The sequence below is a fragment of the Ruegeria intermedia genome, assembly GCF_900129345.1.
GTDB classification, from domain to species: Bacteria; Pseudomonadota; Alphaproteobacteria; order Rhodobacterales; family Rhodobacteraceae; genus Ruegeria; species Ruegeria intermedia.
This window is the reverse complement of record NZ_FQVK01000001.1, coordinates 38,140-61,678: the sequence shown is the minus strand read 5'-3', so window position 1 is coordinate 61,678 and position 23,539 is coordinate 38,140. Positions and strand designations below refer to the sequence as shown.

23 protein-coding genes are annotated in these 23,539 nt (G+C 64.2%); 20 read left to right on the top strand and 3 right to left on the bottom strand.

Annotation, left to right across the window (positions count from 1 at the left end):
* The first annotated feature begins 1 nt into the window (after position 1).
* The 8 genes from F3H26_RS00260 to radC are packed head-to-tail and all read left to right on the top strand — an operon-like array spanning position 2 to position 6,199.
* Complete coding sequence (locus tag F3H26_RS00260) at positions 2–772, top strand: thiazole synthase (RefSeq protein ID WP_149774064.1); 771 nt, start codon at positions 2–4, stop codon at positions 770–772.
* Entirely contained in the window at positions 769–1,365 is a 597-nt protein-coding gene (locus F3H26_RS00255; RefSeq protein ID WP_149774063.1) for a thiamine phosphate synthase, read from the top strand. Before F3H26_RS00260 ends, F3H26_RS00255 begins: the two co-directional genes overlap by 4 nt.
* Positions 1,362–2,324: a HesA/MoeB/ThiF family protein gene (locus F3H26_RS00250; RefSeq protein ID WP_149774062.1), complete on the top strand. Its 963-nt coding sequence runs from the start codon at positions 1,362–1,364 to the stop codon at positions 2,322–2,324. The genes F3H26_RS00255 and F3H26_RS00250 overlap by 4 nt, the downstream gene beginning before the upstream one ends.
* Positions 2,325–2,344: 20 nt before the next feature.
* Positions 2,345–3,280: an ABC transporter substrate-binding protein gene (locus tag F3H26_RS00245; protein WP_149774061.1), complete on the top strand. Its 936-nt coding sequence runs from the start codon at positions 2,345–2,347 to the stop codon at positions 3,278–3,280.
* Entirely contained in the window at positions 3,277–3,951 is a 675-nt protein-coding gene (tenA, locus tag F3H26_RS00240) for a thiaminase II (RefSeq protein ID WP_223162396.1), read from the top strand. The genes F3H26_RS00245 and tenA overlap by 4 nt, the downstream gene beginning before the upstream one ends.
* On the top strand, positions 3,948–4,676 hold the full coding sequence (locus F3H26_RS00235; RefSeq protein WP_149774060.1) for an ABC transporter ATP-binding protein: 729 nt from the start codon (positions 3,948–3,950) through the stop codon (positions 4,674–4,676). The genes tenA and F3H26_RS00235 overlap by 4 nt, the downstream gene beginning before the upstream one ends.
* Positions 4,673–5,407: an ABC transporter permease gene (locus F3H26_RS00230; protein WP_149774059.1), complete on the top strand. Its 735-nt coding sequence runs from the start codon at positions 4,673–4,675 to the stop codon at positions 5,405–5,407. The genes F3H26_RS00235 and F3H26_RS00230 overlap by 4 nt, the downstream gene beginning before the upstream one ends.
* Before the next feature lie 36 nt (positions 5,408–5,443).
* Positions 5,444–6,199, top strand: coding sequence for a RadC family protein (gene radC, locus F3H26_RS00225; protein ID WP_149774058.1), 756 nt, complete (start codon positions 5,444–5,446; stop codon positions 6,197–6,199).
* 3 nt (positions 6,200–6,202) lie between these two features.
* Here radC and F3H26_RS00220 read toward each other — a convergent pair whose 3' ends face one another.
* The 3 genes from F3H26_RS00220 to secA all read right to left on the bottom strand — a co-directional run bounded on the left by F3H26_RS00220 (position 6,203) and on the right by secA (position 11,492).
* A complete protein-coding gene (locus F3H26_RS00220) occupies positions 6,203–7,759 on the bottom strand; it encodes a phosphate ABC transporter substrate-binding/OmpA family protein (protein WP_149774057.1) in 1,557 nt (518 codons plus the stop codon).
* A gap of 24 nt (positions 7,760–7,783) precedes the next feature.
* Positions 7,784–8,680 carry a hypothetical protein gene (locus tag F3H26_RS00215; protein WP_223162403.1) on the bottom strand — a complete coding sequence of 299 codons (897 nt, stop codon included), beginning with the start codon at positions 8,678–8,680 and terminating at the stop codon, positions 7,784–7,786.
* 106 nt (positions 8,681–8,786) lie between these two features.
* On the bottom strand, positions 8,787–11,492 hold the full coding sequence (gene secA, locus F3H26_RS00210) for a preprotein translocase subunit SecA (protein WP_149774055.1): 2,706 nt from the start codon (positions 11,490–11,492) through the stop codon (positions 8,787–8,789).
* A gap of 175 nt (positions 11,493–11,667) precedes the next feature.
* On the opposite strand from secA, the gene F3H26_RS00205 reads away from it, so the two are divergent.
* The 12 genes from F3H26_RS00205 (at position 11,668) to F3H26_RS00150 (ending at position 23,502) form a co-directional block, all read left to right on the top strand.
* Entirely contained in the window at positions 11,668–12,516 is an 849-nt protein-coding gene (locus F3H26_RS00205) for a peptidylprolyl isomerase (RefSeq protein ID WP_149774054.1), read from the top strand.
* A gap of 6 nt (positions 12,517–12,522) precedes the next feature.
* On the top strand, positions 12,523–13,749 hold the full coding sequence (gene argJ / locus F3H26_RS00200; RefSeq protein ID WP_149774053.1) for a bifunctional glutamate N-acetyltransferase/amino-acid acetyltransferase ArgJ: 1,227 nt from the start codon (positions 12,523–12,525) through the stop codon (positions 13,747–13,749).
* Between the two features lie 55 nt (positions 13,750–13,804).
* Complete coding sequence (locus F3H26_RS00195) at positions 13,805–14,203, top strand: (deoxy)nucleoside triphosphate pyrophosphohydrolase (protein ID WP_149774052.1); 399 nt, start codon at positions 13,805–13,807, stop codon at positions 14,201–14,203.
* Between the two features lie 173 nt (positions 14,204–14,376).
* Complete coding sequence (locus tag F3H26_RS00190) at positions 14,377–16,320, top strand: AMP-binding protein (protein WP_188127663.1); 1,944 nt, start codon at positions 14,377–14,379, stop codon at positions 16,318–16,320.
* Positions 16,321–16,397: 77 nt separating this feature from the next.
* Complete coding sequence (locus tag F3H26_RS00185; RefSeq protein ID WP_149774050.1) at positions 16,398–17,219, top strand: ABC transporter ATP-binding protein; 822 nt, start codon at positions 16,398–16,400, stop codon at positions 17,217–17,219.
* A 29-nt stretch (positions 17,220–17,248) separates the two neighbouring features.
* On the top strand, positions 17,249–18,235 hold the full coding sequence (locus F3H26_RS00180) for a branched-chain amino acid ABC transporter permease (RefSeq protein ID WP_149774049.1): 987 nt from the start codon (positions 17,249–17,251) through the stop codon (positions 18,233–18,235).
* Entirely contained in the window at positions 18,222–18,656 is a 435-nt protein-coding gene (locus F3H26_RS00175; protein WP_149774048.1) for a hypothetical protein, read from the top strand. Before F3H26_RS00180 ends, F3H26_RS00175 begins: the two co-directional genes overlap by 14 nt.
* The gene (locus F3H26_RS00170) at positions 18,656–18,913 is read left to right on the top strand and encodes a hypothetical protein (protein ID WP_149774047.1); all 258 of its coding nucleotides are present in this window, start codon (positions 18,656–18,658) and stop codon (positions 18,911–18,913) included. The genes F3H26_RS00175 and F3H26_RS00170 overlap by 1 nt, the downstream gene beginning before the upstream one ends.
* A 3-nt stretch (positions 18,914–18,916) precedes the next feature.
* Positions 18,917–19,993, top strand: a complete 1,077-nt coding sequence (locus F3H26_RS00165; RefSeq protein ID WP_149774046.1) for a branched-chain amino acid ABC transporter permease — start codon at positions 18,917–18,919, stop codon at positions 19,991–19,993.
* 71 nt (positions 19,994–20,064) lie between these two features.
* Positions 20,065–21,348 (top strand): ABC transporter substrate-binding protein, encoded by a 1,284-nt coding sequence (locus tag F3H26_RS00160; protein ID WP_149774045.1) that lies wholly within the window; start codon positions 20,065–20,067, stop codon positions 21,346–21,348.
* An 83-nt stretch (positions 21,349–21,431) separates the two neighbouring features.
* Entirely contained in the window at positions 21,432–22,265 is an 834-nt protein-coding gene (locus F3H26_RS00155) for an ABC transporter ATP-binding protein (protein WP_149774044.1), read from the top strand.
* 19 nt (positions 22,266–22,284) lie between these two features.
* On the top strand, positions 22,285–23,502 hold the full coding sequence (locus tag F3H26_RS00150; protein WP_149774043.1) for a phenylacetate--CoA ligase family protein: 1,218 nt from the start codon (positions 22,285–22,287) through the stop codon (positions 23,500–23,502).
* Positions 23,503–23,539 lie beyond the last annotated feature (37 nt).

Below are 23,539 nucleotides of genomic sequence, written 5' to 3'. Positions count from 1 at the left end.
GATGAAAAGGTTTTACGGCACCGAACTGCCCAACCCTTTGATGCTGGGCACCGCGCAATATCCCAGCCCGGCGATCCTGGAACAGGCGTTCCGGGCCAGCGGCGCGGGTGTCGCCACCGTCTCGCTGCGGCGCGAGGGCGCCGGTGGGGCAGGGCAGGCCTTCTGGTCGATGATCCGCGATCTGGGCGTGCTGATCCTGCCCAACACCGCCGGCTGTCACACCGTCAAAGAGGCCGTCACCACCGCCCACATGGCACGAGAGGTGTTCGACACGCCGTGGATCAAGCTGGAACTGATCGGCCATACCGACAGCCTGCAACCCGACGTGTTCCAACTGGTCGAGGCCGCGCGCATTCTGACCGACGAGGGGTTCCAGGTGTTCCCCTACACCACAGAAGACCTGATCGTGGCCGAGCGTCTGCTGGCCGCCGGGTGTCAGGTGCTGATGCCCTGGGGCGCGCCGATCGGGTCCGGGCGGGGCCTGAACAACGAATACGCCCTGCGCGCCATGCGGGCCGAGTTTCCCGACGTGCCGTTGGTCGTGGATGCGGGCATCGGTCTGCCCAGCCACGCCGCCCACGCGATGGAGCTGGGCTATGACGCGGTGCTGCTGAACACCGCCGTTGCCCGCGCAGGCGACCCGGTGGCAATGGCGCGGGCCATGGCGCAGGCGGTGCAGGCCGGGCAATTGGCGCATCAGGCCGACCCGATCGAGCCGCGCGACATGGCCGAACCCTCGACCCCGGTGATCGGAAAGGCCTTTTTGTCATGACGCTCGACCGCTTCTATCCGATCTTCGATCACACCGACTGGCTGCGGCGTATGCTGCCCTTGGGCGCGAGGCTGGTGCAACTGCGCATCAAGGATCAGCCCGACGCGGTGGTGCGCGCGGAAATCGCCGCCGCGCTGGCCCTGTGTCGGGACCACGGCGCGGTGCTGGTGGTGAACGACTATTGGCAGGCCGCCATCGACGCGGGCTGTGACTGGATTCATCTGGGGCAGGAGGATCTGGACGACGCCGATCTGCCCGCCATCCGAAAGGCCGGGCTGAAACTGGGCGTGTCCACCCATGACGATGACGAGCTTGAACGCGTGCTGTCGATGGATCCGGACTATGTGGCGCTGGGGCCGGTCTATCCGACCATCCTGAAAAAGATGAAATGGCACCAACAGGGCCTGCCGCGCGTGACCGAGTGGAAACGGCGCGTGGGTGACATCCCGCTGGTCGGCATCGGCGGCATGAGCGTCGAGCGCGCGCCGGGCGTGTTTCAGGCCGGGGCCGACATCGTCTCGGTCGTCACCGACATCACCCTGAATCCCGACCCCGAAGCGCGGGTGCGGCAGTGGATCGAGGTCTCGCGATGAGCCGCTACGCCCGCCAGGTGATCCTGCCCGAGGTCGGGGTCGAGGGGCAGAACCGCCTTGCCCGCGCGCGGGTTCTGGTGGTCGGCGCCGGGGGGCTGGCCGCGCCCGTGCTGCCGCTGCTGGCCGGGGCCGGGGTTGGGCGTCTGACCATCGTCGATCCCGATACGGTGGACCTGTCGAACCTGCACCGTCAGACGCTGTTTGCCGAGGCCGATTGCGGCCGCCCCAAGGCCGAAGCCGCCACCGAACGCTGCCGGGCGCTGAACAGTGAGATCACCGTTGAGGCGCAGAATCAGACTCTAACACCAGCAAATGCCGCCGATCTGGTGGCCGAGGCCGACCTGGTTCTGGATTGCGCCGACAGCTACGCGGCCAGCTATACGTTGTCGGATACCTGCCTGGCGCAGGGCAAGCCGCTGATCAGCGCATCGGTGCTGGGCCTGTCGGGCTATGTCGGCGGGTTCTGCGGCGGCGCGCCGTCCCTGCGCGCGGTGTTCCCCGACGCGCCCGACAGCGGGGCCAGTTGCGCCACTTCGGGCGTTCTGGGTCCGGTCGTGGCAATGATCGGCGCGATGCAGGGGCAGATGGCGCTGGGCGTGATCCTGGGCCTCGATCCCTCGCCGCTGGGCCAGATGGTGCAGGTGGACGGGCGAACTTGCACCAGCAGCGGTTTCCGCTTTGACACCGCGCCGGATCCGGACAGGCATTTCCCCTTTGTCGCCCCGTCGCAACTGGCTGCCGATGACCTGATCGTCGATCTGCGCAGCGTCGATGAAGCCGTCCAGCCGATCCACCCCGACGCCCGCCGAATGACGGTCGAGGCACTGAGAACAGACCCTAACAAGGGCAAAACGCTGGCTCTTTGCTGTGCCACCGGGCTACGCGCCTGGCGCGCGGCCGAGGAACTCCACCCCCATTGGCGCGGCCGGATCGTTCTGGTCGCCGCCGCAACGTCGTGAAGCAAAAGGAAACGCAAACCATGAAGAAGCTGATCACCGCCATTGCCCTGCTGGCCGCCGCGCCCGCCTGGGCGCAGGACAAGATGACCGTCCTGCTGGACTGGTTCGTGAACCCCGACCACGGGCCGATCATCGTGGCGCAGGAAAACGGCTATTTCGCCGAACAAGGGCTTGAGGTCGAAATCGTCCCGCCCGCCGACCCGTCGGCCCCGCCGCGCCTTGTGGCCGCCGGTCAGGCCGATCTGGCCGTGTCCTACCAGCCGCAGCTGCATCTGCAGATCCACGAAGGCCTGCCGCTGAAACGGGTCGGCACGCTGGTCGCCACGCCCCTGAACTGCCTTCTGGTGCTAGAGGATGGCCCGATCAAGACGCTGGCCGACCTCAAGGGCAAGAAGATCGGCTTTTCGGTCGCCGGCGTCGAAGAGGCGATCCTGACCGCGATGCTGAATGCGCATGGCGTGTCGCTGGACGATATCGAGATGATCAACGTCAACTTCTCGCTGTCACCGTCGCTGATGACCGGGCAGGTGGATGCCGTGATCGGTGCCTTCCGCAATTTCGAGCTGAACCAGATGGATATCGAGGGCGTTCCGGGCCGCTGCTTCTACATCGAGGAAGAAGGCGTGCCGCCCTATGACGAGCTGATCTATGTCGCCAACCCCGAGACGATGGACAAGGACAAGATCGCCCGCTTCCTGGCCGCCACCGAGAAGGCCACGCAGTTCATCGTGAACAACCCGGAAAAAAGCTGGGAGATCTTCGCCGCCACCTCGCCCGAGCTGCAGGATGAACTGAACGCCCGCGCCTGGGTCGATACCCTGCCGCGTTTCGCGCTGCGTCCCGCGGGGTTCGATGCCGGCCGCTATGCCCGGTTCGAGGCCTTCCTGAAAGACTCGGGCATGATCGACAGCATCAACCCGGTCAGCGCCATCACCATCGACGTGACGGCGCAATGAACGGCTATGGCAAAGCCTTCGCACTGATGCGCGACGCGGCGCAGGGGCCGTGGCGGGACTATACCCGCCACGCCTTTGTCGAGGGGCTGAAGGACGGCACCCTGCCGCGCGCGGCGTTTCTGCATTACCTTCGGCAGGACTATGTGTTTCTGATCCATTTCTCGCGCGCCTGGGCGCTGGCGGTGGTGAAATCGGAAACCCATGCCGAGATGCTGGCCGCGTCGCGCACGGTGAACGGGCTGATCAGCGAAGAGATGCAGTTGCATATCGGCATCTGCGAGGCCGCGGGCATCAGCCAGGACGAGCTGTTCGCCACCCCCGAACGACCCGAGAACCTGGCCTATACCCGCTATGTGCTCGAGGCGGGCTACAGCGGTGATCTGCTGGATCTGCTGGCGGCGCTGGCGCCCTGCGTGATGGGATATGGCGAGATCGGCACCCGGCTGGCGGCCGAGGCCACCTCGGACACCTATCGCGATTGGATCAACGCCTATTCCAGCAGTGAATATCAGGAAGCCTGTCAGGCTGTGGGTGAACTGCTGGATTCGGCTCTAACAAGGCGACTCGGGGCGGATTTTCGTACCACACCGCGTTGGGATCGCCTGTGCCAGACCTTCCGCACCGCGACCGAGCTCGAGGTGAATTTCTGGCAGATGGGTCTGACCCCATGACCCCGCCCCCCGATCTGATCCTCAGTGGACAGGCCAGCATCGACGGCGCGCCTCTGTTCGCGCCGCTGACCCTGTCGCTGAAGGCCGGGCAGTGGACCTGTCTGCTGGGCGGATCGGGGGTCGGCAAGACCACGGTTCTGCGCCTGATCGCCGGGTTGGCGACCGGGGCCGCGTTCACCGGCGAGATCCGCGCCAGCGACGGGCTGCCGGTGGCCGAGCGCGTGGCCTACATGGCGCAGGACGATTTGCTGCTGCCCTGGGCGACCGTCGCGCAGAACGTGGCGCTGGGCGCCCGGCTGCGCGGCGAACGGGTCGATCAGGACCGCCGCGCCCGGCTGATCGAACGGATGCGCCTGCAGGATCACATGGCCAAGAAACCCTCGGAACTGTCGGGGGGGCAGCGGCAACGCGTGGCGCTGGCCCGCACCCTGATGGAGGACAAGCCGATCATCCTGCTGGACGAGCCGTTTTCGGCGCTGGATGCGCGCACCCGTGCAGACATGCAGGACCTGGCCGCCGAGGCGTTGCAGGGACGGACCGTTCTGCTGGTCACCCACGATCCTGCCGAGGCCGCGCGTCTGGGCCAGTCGATCATGGTGATGACGCGACACGGCCTGACCCCGTGCCAGCCGCCTCATGCGCCGGTACCGCGCCGAGTGGACGATCTGGAAACGTTGGAAACGCAGGGCGCGCTGCTGAAGCTGCTGCGCGAGGAGGTGGCATGAAGACGCTCTCGGCCCTTGCCGCGACGCTGTTTGCGCTGGCCCTCTGGCAGGCGATCGTCACCCTGACCGGCCTGCCGAAATTCATCCTGCCCGGCCCGGCGGTGGTGGCCGAGACTTGGTGGCAGAACCGCTGGCTGATCGCCGAACACACCTGGATCACTGCCATCGAGGTGCTGATTGGCCTGGCCTGCGGCACCGTGCTGGGCGTGGTCACCGCGCTGCAGTTGGCCAATTCCCGCGCCGCGCGGGTGCTGGTACAGCCGATGCTGGTGTTCACCCAGGCGTTGCCGGTCTTTGCTCTGGCGCCGCTGCTGACCCTGTGGCTGGGCTATGGGCTGTGGTCCAAGGTCGCGATGGCGGTGCTGATCATCTATTTCCCCATCACCTCGTCGTTTTTCGACGGGCTGATGCGCACGCCGCCCGGCTATCTGGACCTGGCCCGCACCATGCAGGCCAGCCCGCGCAGCGTGTTGTGGGATATCCGCATCCCGGCGGCGCTGCCCTCGCTGGCCTCGGGGATGCGGCTGGCGGCGGTCTATGCCCCGATCGGGGCCGTGATCGGCGAATGGGTCGGCTCGTCGCAGGGGCTGGGATACCTGATGCTGCTGGCCAATGGCCGCGCCAAGACCGACCTGATGTTCGCCGCGATGCTGACGCTGGGGGTGTTCTCGATCCTGCTGCACCTGGCAGTGCGCCGCGCCACGGCCCGCATGGCCGGTGAGGCGCGTTAACCATTCGGAAACCGATTCTGAGGCAATCATGGGCGCATGACCAAGGACGCCTTTGCCGAAGCCCCATCGCTGTTCGAAAGTGACGAAGCGCCGGTCACGCCGCTGCCCACGGGTCGGTTGCCCTCGTACATCAAGGATCACCGCAAGCGCCTGCGTGAACGGTTCATGTCAGGTGGTGCCGGGGCGATGCCGGATTACGAGCTGCTGGAACTGGTCCTGTTCCGCTCGATCCCCCGGCAGGACGTAAAGCCGCTGGCGCGGCGGCTGCTGGATGCGTTCGGCGACTTCAACCGGGTGCTGACCGCCCCGGTGGAACGCCTGCGCCAGATCAAGGGCGTGGGCGATACGGTCATCACCGATCTGAAAATTCTCGAGGCCTGCGCCCATCGCATGGCCCGCGCCCGAGTGATGCAGCGGCACGTGATTTCCAGCTGGGACGCGTTGCTGGACTATTGCCACACCACCATGGCGCATCGCGAGATCGAGCAGTTTCGCGTGTTCTATCTGGACCGCAAGAACGTGCTGATCGCGGACGAGGAACAGGCCAAGGGCACCGTCGATCACGTACCCGTCTACCCGCGCGAGGTCGCCAAGCGCGCGCTGGAACTGAACGCCTCGGCGCTGATCCTGGTGCACAACCATCCGTCGGGTGATCCAACCCCGTCGCAGTCGGATATCGACATGACCAACCGCATCAACGATGCCTGCGCCGCACTGGGGCTGACCTTGCACGATCACCTGATCATCGGAAAATCGACCGAACTGAGCTTCCGCTCGGAAGGTTATCTCTAGCCGCTAGCGCACCCAGACTTCGACCCGGCGGTTGGCCTTGCGGCCCCAGTCGGTGTCGTCGCAGGCCAGGGGCATCGCCTCTCCGAACCCCTCGACCGAGATGTCGACGGAGTCGGGCACCGATGTCTGCACCGCCGCCAGAACCGCGTTGCGCACGGTCTGGGCGCGGCGCAGGGCGATCCGGGCATTGGACTCGGCCGGTCCGTCGCCGTCGCTGAAGCCGACGAAAACCAGTTTGCGCCCGTCATACTGGCCCGATTCAAGCGCCTGTGCCATTTGCAGGATGTTTGACCGCGACTGCGCGTCGGGCCGTGACGAACCCGGTTCGAACCGGAAGGACAGCGACAGGCGCGACAGGGGGCGCAGGGTTTCGACCATGCGTTGCAGCTCGGCCAGCCCCACTTCGGATCCACCTGATGTGATGGCGTTGGCCAGCCGGTCCCCCTGCAGCCCGATCCGAACGGTCTCGTGCGACTGGTCGGTGAACCCGGCCTTGCGGATCACCATCTGCGCCTCGGGGCCCAGGGCATAGGCCAGAAACTGCCGGGCGATCTTGGGCAGGCGCCGCTGTGGCAGATACAGGAACATCGGCAGGGTCAGGGGGTAGTCCTCGGTCTTGATGGCCGGGCGGGTGGCCCGCAGCGCGTGGCCGCAGCCCCCCGCCAGCGGCAGGGCGCGCAAGCCGCTTGCTTGGGCCAGCGTGGCGATTCCGATGGCAAACGGATCGCGCGCGACGGCCGCGACCAGATCGCTGCCCCGCGCATGGCGGATCGCGGTGTCGGCGGGCTGTGCCTGGGCGGGCTGCATCAACCGGTCCCGCACCGCCTGCGCCAGGCCTGATCCGGCATCGGGCAGATGCAGGGAAATCGGCGCGTCCGGGCCGCCGAGTTCGGCCCAGTTGGTGACCGCGCCGCTGAACACCCGCGCCAGATCCGCCGGTGAGATCTGCGTCAACGGATTGTCCGGCGCCACCACCGGCACCAGCGCGTCCAGCGCCACCACCCGCGAGCGGCGCGGCCGGGTCAGGTCACCCAGACCGGCCTCGCGCGCCCCGGCGATCTCGGGCGCGCGGATCTCGCGCAGCGCCAGGGCGATGTCGGTTTCGTCGGCGATCAGATCGGCAAACGCCTGGCCGGTCGGGGTGGCGTGCAGGGTAAATCGGGCCAAGGGCGCATCGCGTCCGGACCGATGCAGGGCCAGTTGAACCCGGTCGGCGCCCAGGTCGGTGCGTGTCACCGTCAGCCCTTCGCGCGCGGCAAAGCCTTCGATCAGCGCAGGAAACAGCGTTTCGGCCATCACCGGGGCGCCCGACAGGTGCAGTTCGGTGACGAAATCGGTCAGGCTGGGGCAGGCCGGACCATCGCAGGTCACGCCCGAGCCGTCCACCGTCAGCTCTCCGAACCGGGTCTCGACGCGATAGAACTCGCCGTCATATCCCAGAAGGGTGCCGGTGATCTCGACCTGGCCGTCATGCGAGGTCAGCGTGATGTCCTGTGCCTGGGCGCTGGATATACCAGTGAACAGCGACACCGCCGTCACCGCCGCGCGAAGAAATGCCATGAAGTCCGTTGACCTGCCTGCCAATTAGTTTGCGGCGATTTTCAGGTCTTGGAACAGATTATTCAACACCAGAAAATCCTGGCCGCTGTCGCAGGCGGGCAGAACAAGTGACAATTCGCGCGACCGCAGATCCTGGTCGCTCAGCAGTTCGAGCGATTGCATGCTCAGCTCCTGCCCGCAATTTTCGGGGGTGATTTCGGCCTCGACGGTCAGAGCCACCGACCCGTCGGTTCCGTTGCCGTCCTTGGGAATCGAGTAGATTTCGACCTTGCGCCCGCCGCCGGTGCCATAGTGATCCACCCGGCCTGCGCCTTGCGCTACGGCGTTCGACCAGACATGCCCGGCCTCGCCATACGAGGCGCCGAATTCCAGCGCGTGCAATTGCAGGTCGGTGTTGCCCGACCATTGAAGGGCCACGCGGTCAAACCCGGTGATCTCGGGCACATGGGTGGTGGCCACAGTGCCCAGCTTGTCGTCGAACGAGATCAGGAAGATCGCGTATTCGGCCAGAACGGGGATGGTCAGATCCAGACGCCCGTCCTGGTCGGTCTGGCCGGTGAAGACCATGCCGCTGTGCAGCAATTCGACCGTTCGGTTCGGATGGCAGGGCGCCGTCACGACGACGCGGGCGGAAGCCAATGGCGCGGTCGTCGCCCGGGCACGCAGTCCGCAATCGGCCGCTGCGGTCGGGGCGGCGGGGGCAGGGCGCGCGGTGTCCGGGATAGGGGTGTCGCCGGTGGCCGGAGAGGCGGATGTCAGGACAATGTCCTGGAGACCTGCGATCATCGTGCTTTCGGCAACGGCCGTGTGTCCCGCAGAACGGGATGCGGCCGACTGTGCGGCCGGGCCGTTCTGCATCAGGTATCCGATGGCCAGCGCGCACGCGACCGTGCCGCCGGTGGTCACATAGTTTCGAATCACGAACAAGACACCCTCCCCAGTTGAAGGAGCGAAGGAGACTGTCGTTAAAGATCGCGGCCAATATGTGGCCGCGACGCGGAGTCATTGTGTCGGAAATCTGGCCGGATCAGGCCAGTCGGCCGTGGCAATGCTTGAATTTCTTGCCCGATCCGCAGGGGCATTGATCGTTGCGCGAGGGATTGCCCCAGGTTGACGGGTCGTCCTCGACGAAGCCGGGGCGCGCATCGCCCGAGGCCTTGGCCTCGGCCACCGCTTCGGCCTGCTCCGCGGCCTTCTGGATCTGGGCCTGCTGCGCCTGCATCTGGGCCAGCATCTCGCGCTGTTCTTCCTCGGTCAGCGGGCGCACGCGGGCCAGCTGCTGGGTCACCGTCTCGCGCATGCCGTCCAGCATGTTCTCGAACAGCTGGAACGCCTCGGTCTTGTATTCGTTCAGCGGATCGCGCTGGGCGTAGCTGCGGAACCCGATGACCGAGCGCAGATGTTCCAGCGTCAGCAGGTGTTCGCGCCATTTGCTGTCGATGGTCTGCAGCAGCACCTGCTTTTCGATGTTGCGCATGTTTTCGGGGCCGAAGGCGGCAGCCTTCTTGGCCATCATCTCGTCGGTTTCCTTGATCAACCGCTCGCGAACCACTTCGTTGTCGACGCCGTCCTCGGCCAGCCAGTCAATCAGCGGAACATCGATGCCCAGCTTCTCGATCACGGCGGCATAGAAGGCTTCGGCATCCCATTGATCGGCATAGGTCTTGGGCGGCATGTACTGGTCGACCAGATCATCGATCACCTGCTCGCGCATGTCCGACACGATGTCGGACAGGTCGTCGGAGGACATGATCTCGCGGCGCTGGCTGAAGATCACCTTGCGCTGATCGTTCATCACGTCGTCGAATTTCAGGACGTTCTTGCGCATGTCGAAGTTGCGGCCTTCGACCTTGGCCTGCGCACGCTCCAGCGATTTGTTCACCCAGGGGTGGACGATCGCCTCGCCTTCCTTCATGCCCAGCGTGGTCAGAACCTTGTCCAGCCGTTCCGAGCCGAAGATGCGCATCAGGTCGTCTTCCAGGCTGAGGAAGAACACGGTGCGGCCCGGGTCGCCCTGACGGCCCGAACGGCCGCGCAGCTGGTTGTCGATGCGGCGGCTTTCATGGCGTTCCGAGGCCAGAACGAACAGGCCGCCGGCCTCCAGCACCTTCTGCTTTTCCTCGGCGTGGCGCGCCTCGGCCTGGGCGCGCAGTTCGGCCGGATCGGCGTCGGGGTTTTCGGCCAGCGCCTGCATCACGCTCATTTCCACGTTGCCGCCCAGCTGGATGTCGGTGCCGCGGCCGGCCATGTTGGTGGCGATGGTCACCGCGCCCAGACGCCCGGCCTCGGCCACGATCTGGGCCTCCTGCTCGTGCTGGCGGGCGTTCAGGACATTGTGCTTGATGCCTTCCTTGGTCAGCATCTGGCTGAGCATCTCGGACTTCTCGATCGAGGTCGTGCCCACCAGAACCGGCTGACCCTTGGCGTTGGCCTTCTTGATCTCTTCGATCATGGCCGCGTATTTCTCGGCGGCGGTGCGATAGACCTGATCGTCCTCGTCCACGCGGGCGATCGGCTTGTTGGTCGGGATCTCGACCACGCCCAGGCCATAGATCTCGGCAAATTCCTCGGCCTCGGTCAGGGCGGTGCCGGTCATGCCGGCCAGCTTGTCATACAGGCGGAAATAGTTCTGGAAGGTCACGCTGGCCAGGGTCACATTCTCGGGCTGGATCGGCACGCCTTCCTTGGCTTCGATCGCCTGGTGCAGACCTTCGGACAGGCGGCGGCCCGGCATCATCCGGCCAGTGAATTCGTCGATCAGAACCACGTTGCCATCGCGGACGATGTAATCCTTGTCGCGCTGGAACAGCTTGTGCGCGCGCAGGCCCTGGTTGACGTGATGCACCACCGTGGTGCTTTCGGGGTCGTACAGCGACTGGCCCTCGGGCAGCAGGCCGCGGGCCTGCAGCTGTTCTTCCAGGAACTCGTTGCCTTCGTCTGTGAAGGTCACGCTGCGGGATTTTTCGTCGATCGTATAATGATCTTCCTGCAGCTCGGGGATCAGCGCGTTGATGGCGGTGTACAGATCCGACCGGTCCTGCGACGGCCCCGAGATGATCAGCGGCGTGCGCGCCTCGTCGATCAGGATCGAGTCGACCTCGTCCACGATCGCGAAATTGTGGTGTTTCTGATAGACGTCCGCCAGGTCCGACTTCATGTTGTCGCGCAGATAGTCGAAGCCCAGCTCGTTGTTGGTGGCATAGGTGATGTCGCAGGCATAGGCGGCCTTTTTCTCGGTATCGGGCTGGCCCGACCAGATCACGCCGGTGGTCATGCCCAGGGCGCCGAACACCTTGCCCATCCATTCGGCGTCGCGCTTGGCCAGGTATTCGTTGACCGTGACCACATGTACGCCCTTGCCGGTCAGCGCGTTCAGATAGGCGGGGAAGGTGGCCACCAGGGTCTTGCCTTCGCCGGTCTTCATCTCGGCGATGTTGCCCTGATGCAAAAAGATACCGCCCAGAAGCTGCACGTCGAAGGCCCGCAGACCCAGCGCACGCTTGGCGCCCTCGCGCACGTTGGCGAAGGCTTCGGGCAGCAGGTCGTCCAGGCTCTCGCCCTCGTTGGCCCGCTTGCGCAACTCGTCGGTCTTGGCCTTCAGATCGTCATCCGAGAGCTTTTCGAACTCCGGCTCCAGCGCGTTGATCTTTTCGACCAGCGGGCGGGTTGCCTTGATCTTGCGGTCGTTCGGTGTTCCGAACACCTTTTTGGCAAGCGTACCGAGTCCCAGCATGTTCACTCCAGCGGATCTTTTCTTGTCTTGGTTGCGACAGGCTTGCCCACCTTGCGCGCAACCCATAGATAGCTGGGAGGAAAGATGGTCCTGTCAAAGGCTTCAAGCGATGTAAGCGGCAGGTTCCAGAGTGTCAACGCCACGCCCTGTCGCGGCCAGAATATAGGATGAATTCATGCCCAAAGGTCTCACTTTTCTGCCATCGCTGGCGCTTGCGGCCATGATGGCCCTGCCGGTTGCCGCTGACTCCCAGCCGTCGGCCGACACGGTCGTGGCGCGCGTCAACGGCGACGAGATCACCTTGGGCCATGTCATCGCCACCGCGGCCAGCCTGCCGCCGCAATATCAGCAGCTGGACGACGAGGTGCTGTACCAGTTCATCGTCGAGCAGCTGATCCAGCAGCAACTGCTGAGCCAGGAGCAGGAAGACCTGACCCGCCTGAACGCGCTGATGCTGGAAAACGAGGAACGCTCGTTGAAGGCGGTGCAGACGGTGAACCAGATCACCGATGCCCAGGTGACCGACGACGCGATCCAGGCCGCCTATGACGCGCAGTTCGCCGAGTTCCAGGGCGAGGACGAGTTCAACGCCAGCCACATTCTTGTCGCGACCGAGGAAGAAGCCAAGGAGATCAAGGCGCAACTGGATGACGGCGCCGACTTTGCCGAACTGGCCAAAGAGAAATCCACCGGCCCGTCCGGCCCCAATGGCGGCGCGCTGGGCTGGTTCGGCAAGGGCCAGATGGTGCCCGAGTTCGAACAGGCCGTGATCGGGCTGGAAAAAGGTCAGGTCTCGGACCCGGTGCAGACCCAGTTCGGATGGCATGTGGTGATCCTGAACGACAAACGCAAATCCGAAGCGCCCGAGCTGGCCGAAGTGCGCGATGAGCTGGCCCAGTCCGTCCGTCAGGAGGCCATTCAGGCCAAGATCGACGAGTTGACCCAGGCGGGCAGCGTCGAGCGCCCCGAGGTCGAGGGCCTGACCCCGGATGTGGTCCGCAAGCTGGACCTGGTTCAGGAGTAACCCGGCGTGGCCAAGATCACCAAGGTGTCTCCGCTGGCCCCTGCGGCCTTCCCTGATCTGCCGGTCATCGACGGTGTGCGGTTCGCCACCGTCGCCGCCGGGGTGCGGTATCAGGGCCGCACCGACGTGATGCTGGCGGTGCTCGATCCGGGCACCGCGGTGGCGGGGGTGTTCACCCGCTCGGCCACACGCGCGGCGCCGGTGCTGGATTGCCAGGACAAGATCGGCGGGCCCAGCGACGGGCCGGCGGCGATCCTGGTGAATTCGGGCAATGCCAACGCCTTTACCGGGCAGTACGGGCGGGCCTCGGTCGAGCAGATCACCGCAGCTGTGGCGCAGGCGACCGGTGTGGCGCAGAACCGCGTGTTCACCTCGTCCACCGGGGTGATCGGCGAGCCGCTGCCGCATGACCGGATCGTGGCCCGGCTGGACGAACTGACCGCCGGCCTGCGCGCCGACGCCTTGGAGCAGGCCGCGCGGGCGATCATGACCACCGACACCTTCCCCAAAGGCGCCAGCGCGCGGGTCGAGATTGACGGCAAAACAGTCTCTGTTGCAGGGATTGCCAAAGGGTCGGGCATGATCGCACCCGACATGGCGACGATGCTGGTCTATATCTTCACCGATGCGAAGATCGACCAATCTGCGCTGCAACGGATGTTGGCCGAGCAGACCGACCGGACCTTCAACTGCATCACCGTGGACAGCGACACCTCGACCTCGGACAGCCTGCTGCTGTGCGCGACCGGCGCGTCGGGGGTGGAGGTCACCGGCAATGCCGATTTCGCGCGGGCGCTGGAATCGGTGATGCTGGATCTGGCGCATCAGGTGGTGAAGGACGGCGAAGGCGCCACCAAATTCGTCGAGATCCGCGTGACCGGCGCCGCCTCGGACGCCGATGCCAAGGTCCACGGCATGGCCATCGCCAATTCACCGCTGGTCAAGACCGCCATCGCGGGCGAGGACCCGAACTGGGGCCGCGTCGTCATGGCGATCGGCAAATCCGGCGCGGCGGCCGATCGCGACAAGCTCAGCATCCGGTTCGGCGATATCCTCGTGGCCGAAAAGGGCTGGGTCAGCCCGACCTATCGCGAGGAAGACGCCGCCGCCTACATGAAGGGCCAGGAACTGGTGATCGCGGTCGATCTGGGGCTGGGCGAGGGCAAGGCCACCGTCTGGACCTGCGATCTGACCCACGGGTACATCGAGATCAACGCGGATTACCGGTCGTGACATCAGAGCAATTCCAGCAGAAGTGGAGCCCGGTTTTGCGTCCGGGACTGCGACCATGAAAACGGTTCTCGTCTCTGCCGTCGCGTTGATCGACGTGGATGGGCGGGTGCTGCTGGCGCAGCGCCCGGAGGGCAAGGCCATGGCTGGCTTGTGGGAATTTCCCGGCGGCAAGATCGAGCCGGGCGAAACCCCCGAAGCCGCCCTGATCCGCGAATTGCACGAGGAACTGGGCATCGACACCTGGGCCTCGTGCCTGGCGCCGCTGACCTTTGCCAGCCACAGCTATGACGATTTCCACCTGCTGATGCCGCTGTTTGCCTGCCGCAAGTGGCAGGGCATTCCGCAGTCGAAAGAGGGGCAGGCGTTGAAATGGGTGCGCGCGAATGACCTGCGCAACTTTCCGATGCCGGCGGCGGATGTTCCACTGATCCCGATTTTGCGGGATTGGTTGTAACAATTCGTAAGATTCCGGAAAACATCACGAAAAAGTTGACGCTGATCGTCCTCCTTGTCCTTAATCGGGGCAGCGGCGCGCGGGTCTGACCCGGCGACGTCGTTCCGGCCCACACCGGGGCCGGATGGGGAGGAGAGATAGAATTGGCTCAGACGCAGTCGGGCGCCGAGGGGATGCACTCCCTTCCGGCGCTGCTACACCGCAATGCGACGCAGTTCGGGGATGCCCCGGCCTACCGCGAAAAGGAATTCGGGATCTGGCAATGCTGGACCTGGGCGGAAACGGCCGCCGAGATCCGTGCGCTGGCTCTGGGATTCCTGGAGCTTGGCGTTGAAAAGGGCGACCATATCGCCGTGATCGGGCGCAACCGTCCGGCGCATTACTGGTCGATGGTCGCGGCCCAGATGGTGGGCGCGGTGCCGGTGCCGCTGTATCAGGACTCGGTCGCCGAGGAGATGGCCTATGTGCTGGAACACTGCGGCGCGAAATACGTGGTCTGCGGCGACCAGGAGCAGGTCGACAAGGTCATCGAGATCCAGGAGAACCTGCACCAGGTCAAGCACATCCTCTATACCGACAAGCGCGGCATGCGGAAGTATGACCACAGCCAGATGAACGCGCTCGAGGACATCATGGCCGAGGGCCGCGCCGGTCACTACCGTTTTGACGCCGAACTGGACCGCCGCATTTCCGAGATCACCTATGACGACACCTGTGTGATGCTCTACACCTCGGGCACCACGGGCAAGCCCAAGGGCGTGGTGCTGTCGAACCGCAACGTGATCGAAAGTGCCAGGAACTCGGCCGAATTCGACCACCTGACCCGGAACGAGGACATCCTGTCCTATCTGCCGATGGCCTGGGTGGGCGATTTCATCTTTTCGGTCGGTCAGGCCTATTGGTGCGGATTCTGCGTGAACTGCCCCGAAAGCGCCGACACGATGATGACCGACCTGCGCGAGATCGGCCCGACCTATTTCTTCGCGCCGCCGCGGGTCTTTGAAACCCAGCTGACCAACGTGATGATCCGCATGCAGGATGCCAGCGCGCTCAAGCAGCGGATGTTCAACTATTTCATGGATCACGCCAAAAAGGTGGGCGGCCGCATCCTGGACGGCAAGCCGGTCGGCCTCATTGACCGCCTGAAATACGCCCTCGGCAACGTGCTGGTCTATGGGCCGCTCAAGGATACGCTGGGCTACGGCCGCATCCGCGTGGGTTACACCGCGGGTGAGGCGATCGGCCCCGAGATCTTCGAGTTCTACCGCTCGCTGGGGATCAACCTCAAACAGCTGTATGGCCAGACCGAGGCGACCGTGTTCATCACCGTCCAGCCCGACGGCGAGGTGCGGGCCGACACCGTGGGCGTGCCGGCCCCCGACGTTGAGATCAGGATCGACGACAAGGGCGAGATCTACTACCGCTCGCCCGGCGTGTTCGTCGAGTATTACAAGAACCCCGAATCCACCGCCTCGACCAAGGACCCCGAAGGTTGGGTGGCCACGGGCGACGCGGGCTTCATCGAGGAAAGCAGCGGCCACCTGCGGATCATCGACCGCGCCAAGGACGTGGGCAAGATGGCCGACGGCTCGATGTTTGCGCCGAAATATGTCGAGAACAAGCTGAAGTTCTATCCCGACATCCTGGAGGCGGTGCTGTTCGGCAATGGACGCGACCGCTGTGTGGCCTTCATCAACATCGACCTGACGGCGGTGGGCAACTGGGCCGAGCGCAACAACATCGCCTATGCCTCGTACCAGGAACTGGCGGGCCATCCGCGGGTGCTGGAGACGATCCGCAGCCATGTGGAAGAGGTCAACAAATCGGTTGCCGCCGACGAGATGCTGTCGGGCTGCCAGGTGCACCGGTTCGTGGTGCTGCACAAGGAGCTGGACCCCGACGATGGCGAGATCACCCGCACCCGCAAGGTGCGCCGCAAGTTCGTCGAGGACAAATACGCCGACATCATCGCCGCGCTCTATGACGGGTCCGAGACGGTCTCGACCACGACCGAGGTGACCTATGAGGACGGGCGCAAGGGATCGATCAGCGCCACGCTGCAGATCGTCGACGTGCCGGTCGTGCCGGTGTCGCATCAGAAGGTGGCCGCGGAATGAGGCCGGTCGTGCGCCGCTCGGCCTGCGGCCATCGCCCCGCCCGCCGTCCCGTTCACCCGCAGTTTGAGGAGTAGACGATGCTGGATGCATCCGACGACGGATATGTCACCGAGGATGGCCGCAAGATCGGCGGCGTGGTGATGGAGATGAAGAACATCACCCTGCGGTTCGGCGGCGTGGTTGCGATCAAGGACATCTCGTTCGACATCCGGCAGGGCGAAATCCGCGCGATCATCGGACCCAACGGCGCGGGCAAGTCCTCGATGCTGAACGTGATTTCCGGGTTCTACGTTCCGCAGGAAGGCGAGGTCTGGTTCCACGGCAAGAAACGCCCGCCGATGAAACCCTATGAGGTGGCCCGCCAGGGCATCGCCCGGACCTTTCAGAATATCGCCCTGTTCGAAGGCATGAGCGTTCTGGACAACGTGATGACCGGCCGCCTGAATTTCATGAAGACCAACATCGTGCAGCAGGCGATCTGGCGCGGCAAAGCCGAGGCGGAAGAGGTGGAAAACCGCGAGGCGGTGGAGAAGATCATCGACTTTCTGGAAATCCAGCACATCCGCAAGACGCCGGTTGCGCGGCTGCCCTATGGCCTGAAGAAACGCGTCGAACTGGCGCGCGCGCTGGCCGCCGAACCCAAGCTGCTGCTGCTGGACGAGCCGATGGCGGGCATGAACGTCGAGGAAAAAGAGGACATGAGCCGATTCATCCTGGACGTGAACGACGAGTTCGGCACGACTATCGCCCTGATCGAACATGACATGGGCGTGGTGATGGACCTGAGCGACCGCGTGGTCGTGATGGATTACGGCAAGAAGATCGGGGACGGCACGCCCGACGAGGTGCGCAACAACCAGGAAGTCATCGACGCCTATCTGGGGGTCAGCCATGACTGAGCACCGTACAGAATTGAGGGGAGGCGCAGATGCCTGATCAGTTGATTTTCGCGATGGAGGTCTTTCTGAACGGCCTCATGGCCGGGGTGCTGTATGCGCTGGTCGCGCTGGGCTTTGTGCTGATCTACAAGGCATCGGGGATCTTCAACTATGCCCAGGGGGTCATGGCCCTGTTCGCCGCGATGACGCTGGTGGGGATCATGAACGGGCAGGTGCCCTTTGCCCATCTGATCAACGCCACCTTCGGCACGCATGTCTATACGTTCGGCTGGACCGTTCCGGCGCTGCTGGCGATCATTCTGACGATGGGCGTCATGGTTCTGCTGGCCTGGGCGGTGCAGCGTTTCGTCATGCGCCACCTTGTGGGGCAGGAACCGATCATCCTGTTCATGGCGACCATTGGTCTGGCGTACTTCCTTGAGGGCGTGGCCGACCTGATGTGGGGATCCGAGATCAAGACGTTGGACGTGGGCCTGCCGCAGGGCATCAACCTGTGGATCGACGAGACCACCTACAACGTCTTCGGCTACGGCTTCTTCATCGACAATCTGGACATCGTGGCGACGATCATCGCGGCGCTGTTGGTGGCGGCGCTGGTGGCGTTCAGCCAGTACACCAAGCAGGGCCGCGCCATGCGGGCGGTGGCCGACGATCACCAGGCCGCGCTGTCGGTGGGGATTTCGCTGAACTTCATCTGGATCATGGTTTGGTCGGTGGCCGGGTTCGTGGCGCTGGTCGCGGGTATCGTCTGGGGCACCAAGTCGGGCGTGCAGTTCTCACTGTCGCTGATCGCGCTCAAGGCGTTGCCGGTGCTGATGCTGGGCGGGTTCACCTCGATCCCCGGCGCCATCGTCGGCGGGCTGATCATCGGCGTGGGCGAGAAGCTGTTCGAGTTCGCCGTGGGCCCGCTGGTAGGCGGCGCGACCGAGAACTGGTTTGCCTATGTGCTGGCGCTGATCTTCCTTGTGTTCCGGCCGCAGGGTCTGTTTGGGGAGAAGATCATTGAAAGGGTTTAGGTTAAAAACACTGTATACTTTTTTTTGCTCCATTGCGGCTACCGTTTTGATCGCTGGTTTCGCTTCGGCAGGATGCACCGCAATCAGTGAACCGGAAGAAAACGCAGGCTTGGAAACGGTCAAGATTCGCATGCAGGAAAGGCGCTTCCATACCGCCTTTGGGTCTTTTGAAATCGAGGATGCGGCCAAGAAAAGCCTGGCAGATCAGATCTCGAGTTTGTCCGGCAAGGGGGAACTTAAGTGTGTGACCCTAAGACGCGTTCGCCAGAGCGAATACTTCATCAGTGAAGTCGTGATGTTCGAAAGTGATAACACGATATTCTATTTCATGGTCTCAGGCGAAACCGCTTCAGATGAATTCCGAATGATCAATATTTGGGCATCTACGGACTTCGACGAAATCAGAGGGCTTTTGTACTGATGACTAAGCTGATCGCCATCATCAACATCATTGCATGGGCCGGGTTCTGGGCGTTTGGGTATATCGCCCTGACATCGGATGATCTGACGGACGGCCAACTGACCATCGCGGCAATCCTGGCCTTTGCAGGGCTGATCATGGGTATTCTGGCCTACATGAAACTGGTGCGCGCCTCGGAGGCGAGCGGATATGCCAAACGGTCCAGCCAACTGGACGCCGAAGCCCGCAACCGGGCGCAGGAACAATGGGGAAAGTAAGACATGTTCTATCGTGAGGCCGGAGACTTCAAGACCTCCTACAGGGACGACAACCAGACTTTCCCGATCAAGTTCGACCGGTATCGGTATTATGTGGTGCTGGCGGTGGCGTTCGGGATCATCCCGTTCATCATCAACGACTACTGGGCCAACGCGCTGTTGCTGCCCTTCCTGATCTACGCGATCGCGGCGATCGGGCTGAACATCCTTGTGGGCTATTGCGGGCAGGTTTCCCTGGGTACCGGGGGGTTCATGGCCGTGGGCGCCTATGCCTGCTACAAGCTGATGACCGCTTTCCCCGACGTGTCGATGTTCATCCATGTGATCCTGGCCGGCGGCATCACCGCCATCGTGGGCGTGCTGTTCGGCCTGCCCAGCCTGCGGATCAAGGGGTTCTACCTGGCGGTGGCGACGCTGGCGGCGCAGTTCTTCCTGGTGTGGCTGTTCAACCGGGTGCCGTGGTTCTACAACTATTCGGCCTCGGGGCAGATCAACGCGCCCGAGCGTGACGTGTTCGGCATCATCATCACCGGACCCAACGCGCCGGCCTGGGCCACCTATCTGTTCTGCCTGATCTTTCTGACCGCCTGCGCGATCATCGCCCGCAACCTGACCCGCGGCACCACCGGGCGCACCTGGATGGCGATCCGCGACATGGACATCGCCGCCGAGATCATCGGGGTGAACCCGCTGCGCGCCAAGCTCAGCGCCTTTGCCGTCAGCTCGTTCTTCGTGGGCGTGTCGGGCGCACTGTTCTTCGCCATCTACCTGGGCGCGGTCGAGGTGGGCGAGGCCTTCGGCATCCAGAAATCCTTCCTGGTGCTGTTCATGGTGATCATCGGCGGGCTGGGCTCGATCTTCGGATCCTTTGCCGGCGCGGCCTTCCTGGTCCTGCTGCCGGTGGTTCTGAAACTGATCGGCGTGGATCTGCTGGGCTGGCCCACCGACATCGTCGCGCATCTGCAACTGGTGATCGTGGGCGGGCTGATCATCCTGTTCCTGATCCTCGAACCGCACGGTCTGGCGCAGCTGTGGCGCGTCGCCAAGGAGAAACTAAGACTCTGGCCCTTCCCGCACTAGGGACCGGCCCAATCAAGAAAGGGGCGCAAAGCCCCGAACAACATCGGACAAATCAAGGGAGGAGACACCCGATGAACAAGAAACTGGCAACCCTGGCGCTGGGCGCCCTGATGGCCGCCGGCCCGGCGATGGCCGACCTCGTGTTCCCGTCGCTCAGCTACCGCACCGGGCCTTACGCCGCGGGCGGCATCCCCTTCGCGGATGGCTACGCGGATTATTTCACCCTGCTCAACGAGCGGGACGGCGGCATCGGTGGTGTTCCGGCCAAGGTCATCGAGTGCGAAACCGGCTACAACACCGAAAAAGGTGTCGAATGCTATGAATCGACCAAGGGTGAAGGGGCGCTGGTGTATCAGCCGCTGTCGACCGGCATCACCTATCAGCTGATCCCGAAAACCACTGCCGACGACATCCCGATGCACACGATGGGATATGGCCGCACCTCGGCCAAGAACGGCAAGGTGTTCAGCCACACGTTCAACTATCCGGCCAACTACTGGGACGGTGCCTCGGGTGCGATCAACTATCTGCTCGAGGAAAACGGCGGTGACCTGAGCGGCAAGAAGATCGCGCTGGTCTATCACAACTCGGCCTATGGCAAGGAGCCGATCCGCACGCTGGAAGAGCTGTCGAAAAAGCACGGCTTCGAGCTGGTGGCCCTGCCGGTCGATCACCCCGGCCAGGAGCAGAAATCACAGTGGCTGCAGATCCGCCGCGACCGTCCCGACTATGTCCTGATGTGGGGCTGGGGCGTGATGAACCAGGTGGCCATTCAGGAGGCCGCGAACATCCGGTTCCCGATGGAGAATTTCATCGGCATCTGGTGGTCGGGCGCTGAACATGACGTGATGCCGGCCGGTGCGGCTGCGGATGGTTACAAGGCGCTGACCTTCCACAACGTGGGCTCGGACTATCCGCTGTATGACGACCTGAAGAAATACGTCGTCGATGCAGGCAAGGCCGCCGGTGCCGGCGATCAGGTCGGTACGGTCCTGTACAACCGCGGACTCTATGCCGCGATGCTGGCCGCCGAGGCCGCCAAGAAGGCGCAGGAAATCTCGGGCAAGGCCGACATCACCGGTGCCGACATGCGGGCCGGCATGGAAGCGCTTGAGATCACCGAAGAGAAGATGGCCGAACTGGGCCTGCCGAACTTTGGTCCGGCCTTCACCGTGACCTGTGAAAACCACGGCGGCAACGGAATGGTGGGCGTGACCCAGTGGGATGCGGACACCAAGACCTGGTCGCTGATCTCGGACTTCAAGCCGACCGATGGCGAAGTGATCGGCGCGCTGATCGAGGAAGACTCGGCTGCCTATGCCGCCGAGAACAACATCGAACTGCGCTGCAACTGAGCGGCACGAAAACCGGGGCGGCGGCTGACTGCCGCCCCGAACCGGACAAGCCCCGAACGGGGCAGGCATGAGGACACGCGCTGATGCTGGATGCGGCACAAACCACTGACGTGCAGGCGGAAACCCTGCTTGAGGTCAACAATATCGAGGTGATCTACAACCACGTGATCCTCGTGCTGAAGGGCGTCAGCCTGACCGTGCCCAAGGGCGGGATCACCGCGCTGCTGGGCGGCAACGGGGCCGGCAAGACGACGACGCTCAAGGCGGTGTCGAACCTGCTGAAATCCGAACGCGGCGAGGTCACCAAGGGCTCGATCAAGTATCGCGGCCAGAACGTGCACGAGCGCGACCCGGCCGACCTGGTGCAGAAGGGCGTCATCCAGGTGATGGAGGGCCGCCACTGTTTCGAACATCTGACCGTCGAGGAAAACCTGCTGACCGGGGCCTATACCCGCAAGGACGGCAAGGCCGCCATCCAGCAGGACCTTGAACTGGTCTACAACTATTTCCCCCGCTTGAAAGAGCGGCGCCGCAGCCAGGCGGGCTATACCTCGGGCGGGGAACAGCAGATGGTCGCCATGGGCCGCGCGCTGATGAGCCGCCCCGAGACGATCCTGCTGGACGAGCCCTCGATGGGCCTTGCGCCGCAGCTGGTCGAAGAGATCTTCACCATCGTGAAGGACCTGAACGAACAGGAAGGCGTGTCCTTCCTGCTGGCCGAGCAGAACACCAACGTGGCGCTGCGCTTTGCCCATTACGGATACATCCTGGAATCGGGGCGCGTGGTGATGGACGGCCCCGCCGCCGAATTGCGCGAGAACCCGGACGTCAAGGAGTTCTACCTCGGCATGTCCGACGAAGGCCGCAAGAGCTTCCGCGACGTGCGGTCCTATCGTCGCCGCAAGAGGTGGCTGTGAGCGGATGGAGGATCTGGCGATGACATTCTACGACGCTCTGGAAACCCGTTCGGCCGATCAGCGCGCTGCCGAGCAATCGGCCGGTCTGCGCGAACAGCTGGCGCGGGCGAAATCCGCGCCCGGTTTCGCGGCCCATTTCGCCGATGTCGATCTGGACGCGATCCAGACCATCGCCGATCTGCCCCGGCTGCCGGTTCTGCGCAAATCCGACCTGAGCAGCGCGCAGGCCAAGCACCCGCCGTTTGGCGGTTTTGCGGTCAAGCCCGCGCATGGCTTTGCCCATGTGTTCCAGTCGCCGGGGCCGATCTATGAACCCGGCGGAGTCGATCACGACTGGTGGCGCATGGGCCGGTTCCTGCATGCGGCGGGCGTGGGCCAGGGCGATATCGTGCAGAACTGCTTTGGCTACCACCTGACGCCCGCCGGCATGATCTTTGAAAACGGCGCCCGCGCCGTGGGGGCCGCGGTTCTGCCCGCCGGCACCGGCCAGACCGAGCTGCAGGTGACCGCCGCGCGCGACGTGGGCTGCACCGCCTATGCCGGCACGCCGGATTACCTCAAGGTGATCCTCGACAAGGCCGACGACATGGGCGTCAGCCTCAAGTTCTCCAAGGCCGCCGTGGGCGGCGGGGCGCTGTTCCCCTCGCTGCGCCAGGCCTATGCCGATCGGGGCATTTCCTGTCTGCAATGCTATGCCACGGCCGATCTGGGCAACATCGCCTATGAAAGCGCCGCAATGGAGGGCATGATCATCGACGAGCATGTCATCGTGGAAATCGTGACCCCCGGCACCGGAACACCGGTGGCGGAAGGCGAGGTCGGCGAGGTCGTGGTGACCTCCCTCAACCCCGACTATCCGCTGATCCGCTTTGCCACCGGTGATCTGTCGGCGGTGCTGCCCGGGCAGTCGCCCTGCGGCCGCACCAACCTGCGCATCAAGGGCTGGATGGGGCGTGCCGACCAGACCACCAAGATCAAGGGCATGTTCGTGCGCCCCGAACAGGTGGCCGCGCTGGTCGCCAAGCATGACGAGATCGTCAAGGCCCGCGTGATCGCCGCCCGGCAGGGCGAGATGGACACGATGACCGTGCAGATCGAAAGCTGCGGCGGTGATGCCGATACCTATGCCCGATCGGTGGTCGAGGTTCTCAAGCTGAAGGGTGCGGTTCAGGTGGTGCCGCCCGGCTCGCTGCCCAAGGACGGGCTGGTGATCGAGGATCAGCGCGTCTACGACTGATCCGGCGCGGGGTTCTGCGGCCAAATGCGCCGCAGAA

Bases quoted from the DNA above. Each gene is read 5' to 3' on its own strand.
- F3H26_RS00260 (WP_149774064.1), top strand. From the start codon at position 2: ATGAAAAGGTTTTACGGCACCGAACTGCCCAACCCTTTGATGCTGGGC.
- F3H26_RS00255 (WP_149774063.1), top strand. From the start codon at position 769: ATGACGCTCGACCGCTTCTATCCGATCTTCGATCACACCGACTGGCTG.
- F3H26_RS00250 (WP_149774062.1), top strand. From the start codon at position 1,362: ATGAGCCGCTACGCCCGCCAGGTGATCCTGCCCGAGGTCGGGGTCGAG.
- F3H26_RS00245 (WP_149774061.1), top strand. From the start codon at position 2,345: ATGAAGAAGCTGATCACCGCCATTGCCCTGCTGGCCGCCGCGCCCGCC.
- tenA (WP_223162396.1), top strand. From the start codon at position 3,277: ATGAACGGCTATGGCAAAGCCTTCGCACTGATGCGCGACGCGGCGCAG.
- F3H26_RS00235 (WP_149774060.1), top strand. From the start codon at position 3,948: ATGACCCCGCCCCCCGATCTGATCCTCAGTGGACAGGCCAGCATCGAC.
- F3H26_RS00230 (WP_149774059.1), top strand. From the start codon at position 4,673: ATGAAGACGCTCTCGGCCCTTGCCGCGACGCTGTTTGCGCTGGCCCTC.
- radC (WP_149774058.1), top strand. From the start codon at position 5,444: ATGACCAAGGACGCCTTTGCCGAAGCCCCATCGCTGTTCGAAAGTGAC.
- F3H26_RS00220 (WP_149774057.1), bottom strand. From the start codon at position 7,759: ATGGCATTTCTTCGCGCGGCGGTGACGGCGGTGTCGCTGTTCACTGGT.
- secA (WP_149774055.1), bottom strand. From the start codon at position 11,492: ATGCTGGGACTCGGTACGCTTGCCAAAAAGGTGTTCGGAACACCGAAC.
- F3H26_RS00205 (WP_149774054.1), top strand. From the start codon at position 11,668: ATGCCCAAAGGTCTCACTTTTCTGCCATCGCTGGCGCTTGCGGCCATG.
- F3H26_RS00195 (WP_149774052.1), top strand. From the start codon at position 13,805: ATGAAAACGGTTCTCGTCTCTGCCGTCGCGTTGATCGACGTGGATGGG.
- F3H26_RS00190 (WP_188127663.1), top strand. From the start codon at position 14,377: ATGCACTCCCTTCCGGCGCTGCTACACCGCAATGCGACGCAGTTCGGG.
- F3H26_RS00185 (WP_149774050.1), top strand. From the start codon at position 16,398: ATGCTGGATGCATCCGACGACGGATATGTCACCGAGGATGGCCGCAAG.
- F3H26_RS00180 (WP_149774049.1), top strand. From the start codon at position 17,249: ATGCCTGATCAGTTGATTTTCGCGATGGAGGTCTTTCTGAACGGCCTC.
- F3H26_RS00170 (WP_149774047.1), top strand. From the start codon at position 18,656: ATGACTAAGCTGATCGCCATCATCAACATCATTGCATGGGCCGGGTTC.
- F3H26_RS00165 (WP_149774046.1), top strand. From the start codon at position 18,917: ATGTTCTATCGTGAGGCCGGAGACTTCAAGACCTCCTACAGGGACGAC.
- F3H26_RS00160 (WP_149774045.1), top strand. From the start codon at position 20,065: ATGAACAAGAAACTGGCAACCCTGGCGCTGGGCGCCCTGATGGCCGCC.
- F3H26_RS00155 (WP_149774044.1), top strand. From the start codon at position 21,432: ATGCTGGATGCGGCACAAACCACTGACGTGCAGGCGGAAACCCTGCTT.
- F3H26_RS00150 (WP_149774043.1), top strand. From the start codon at position 22,285: ATGACATTCTACGACGCTCTGGAAACCCGTTCGGCCGATCAGCGCGCT.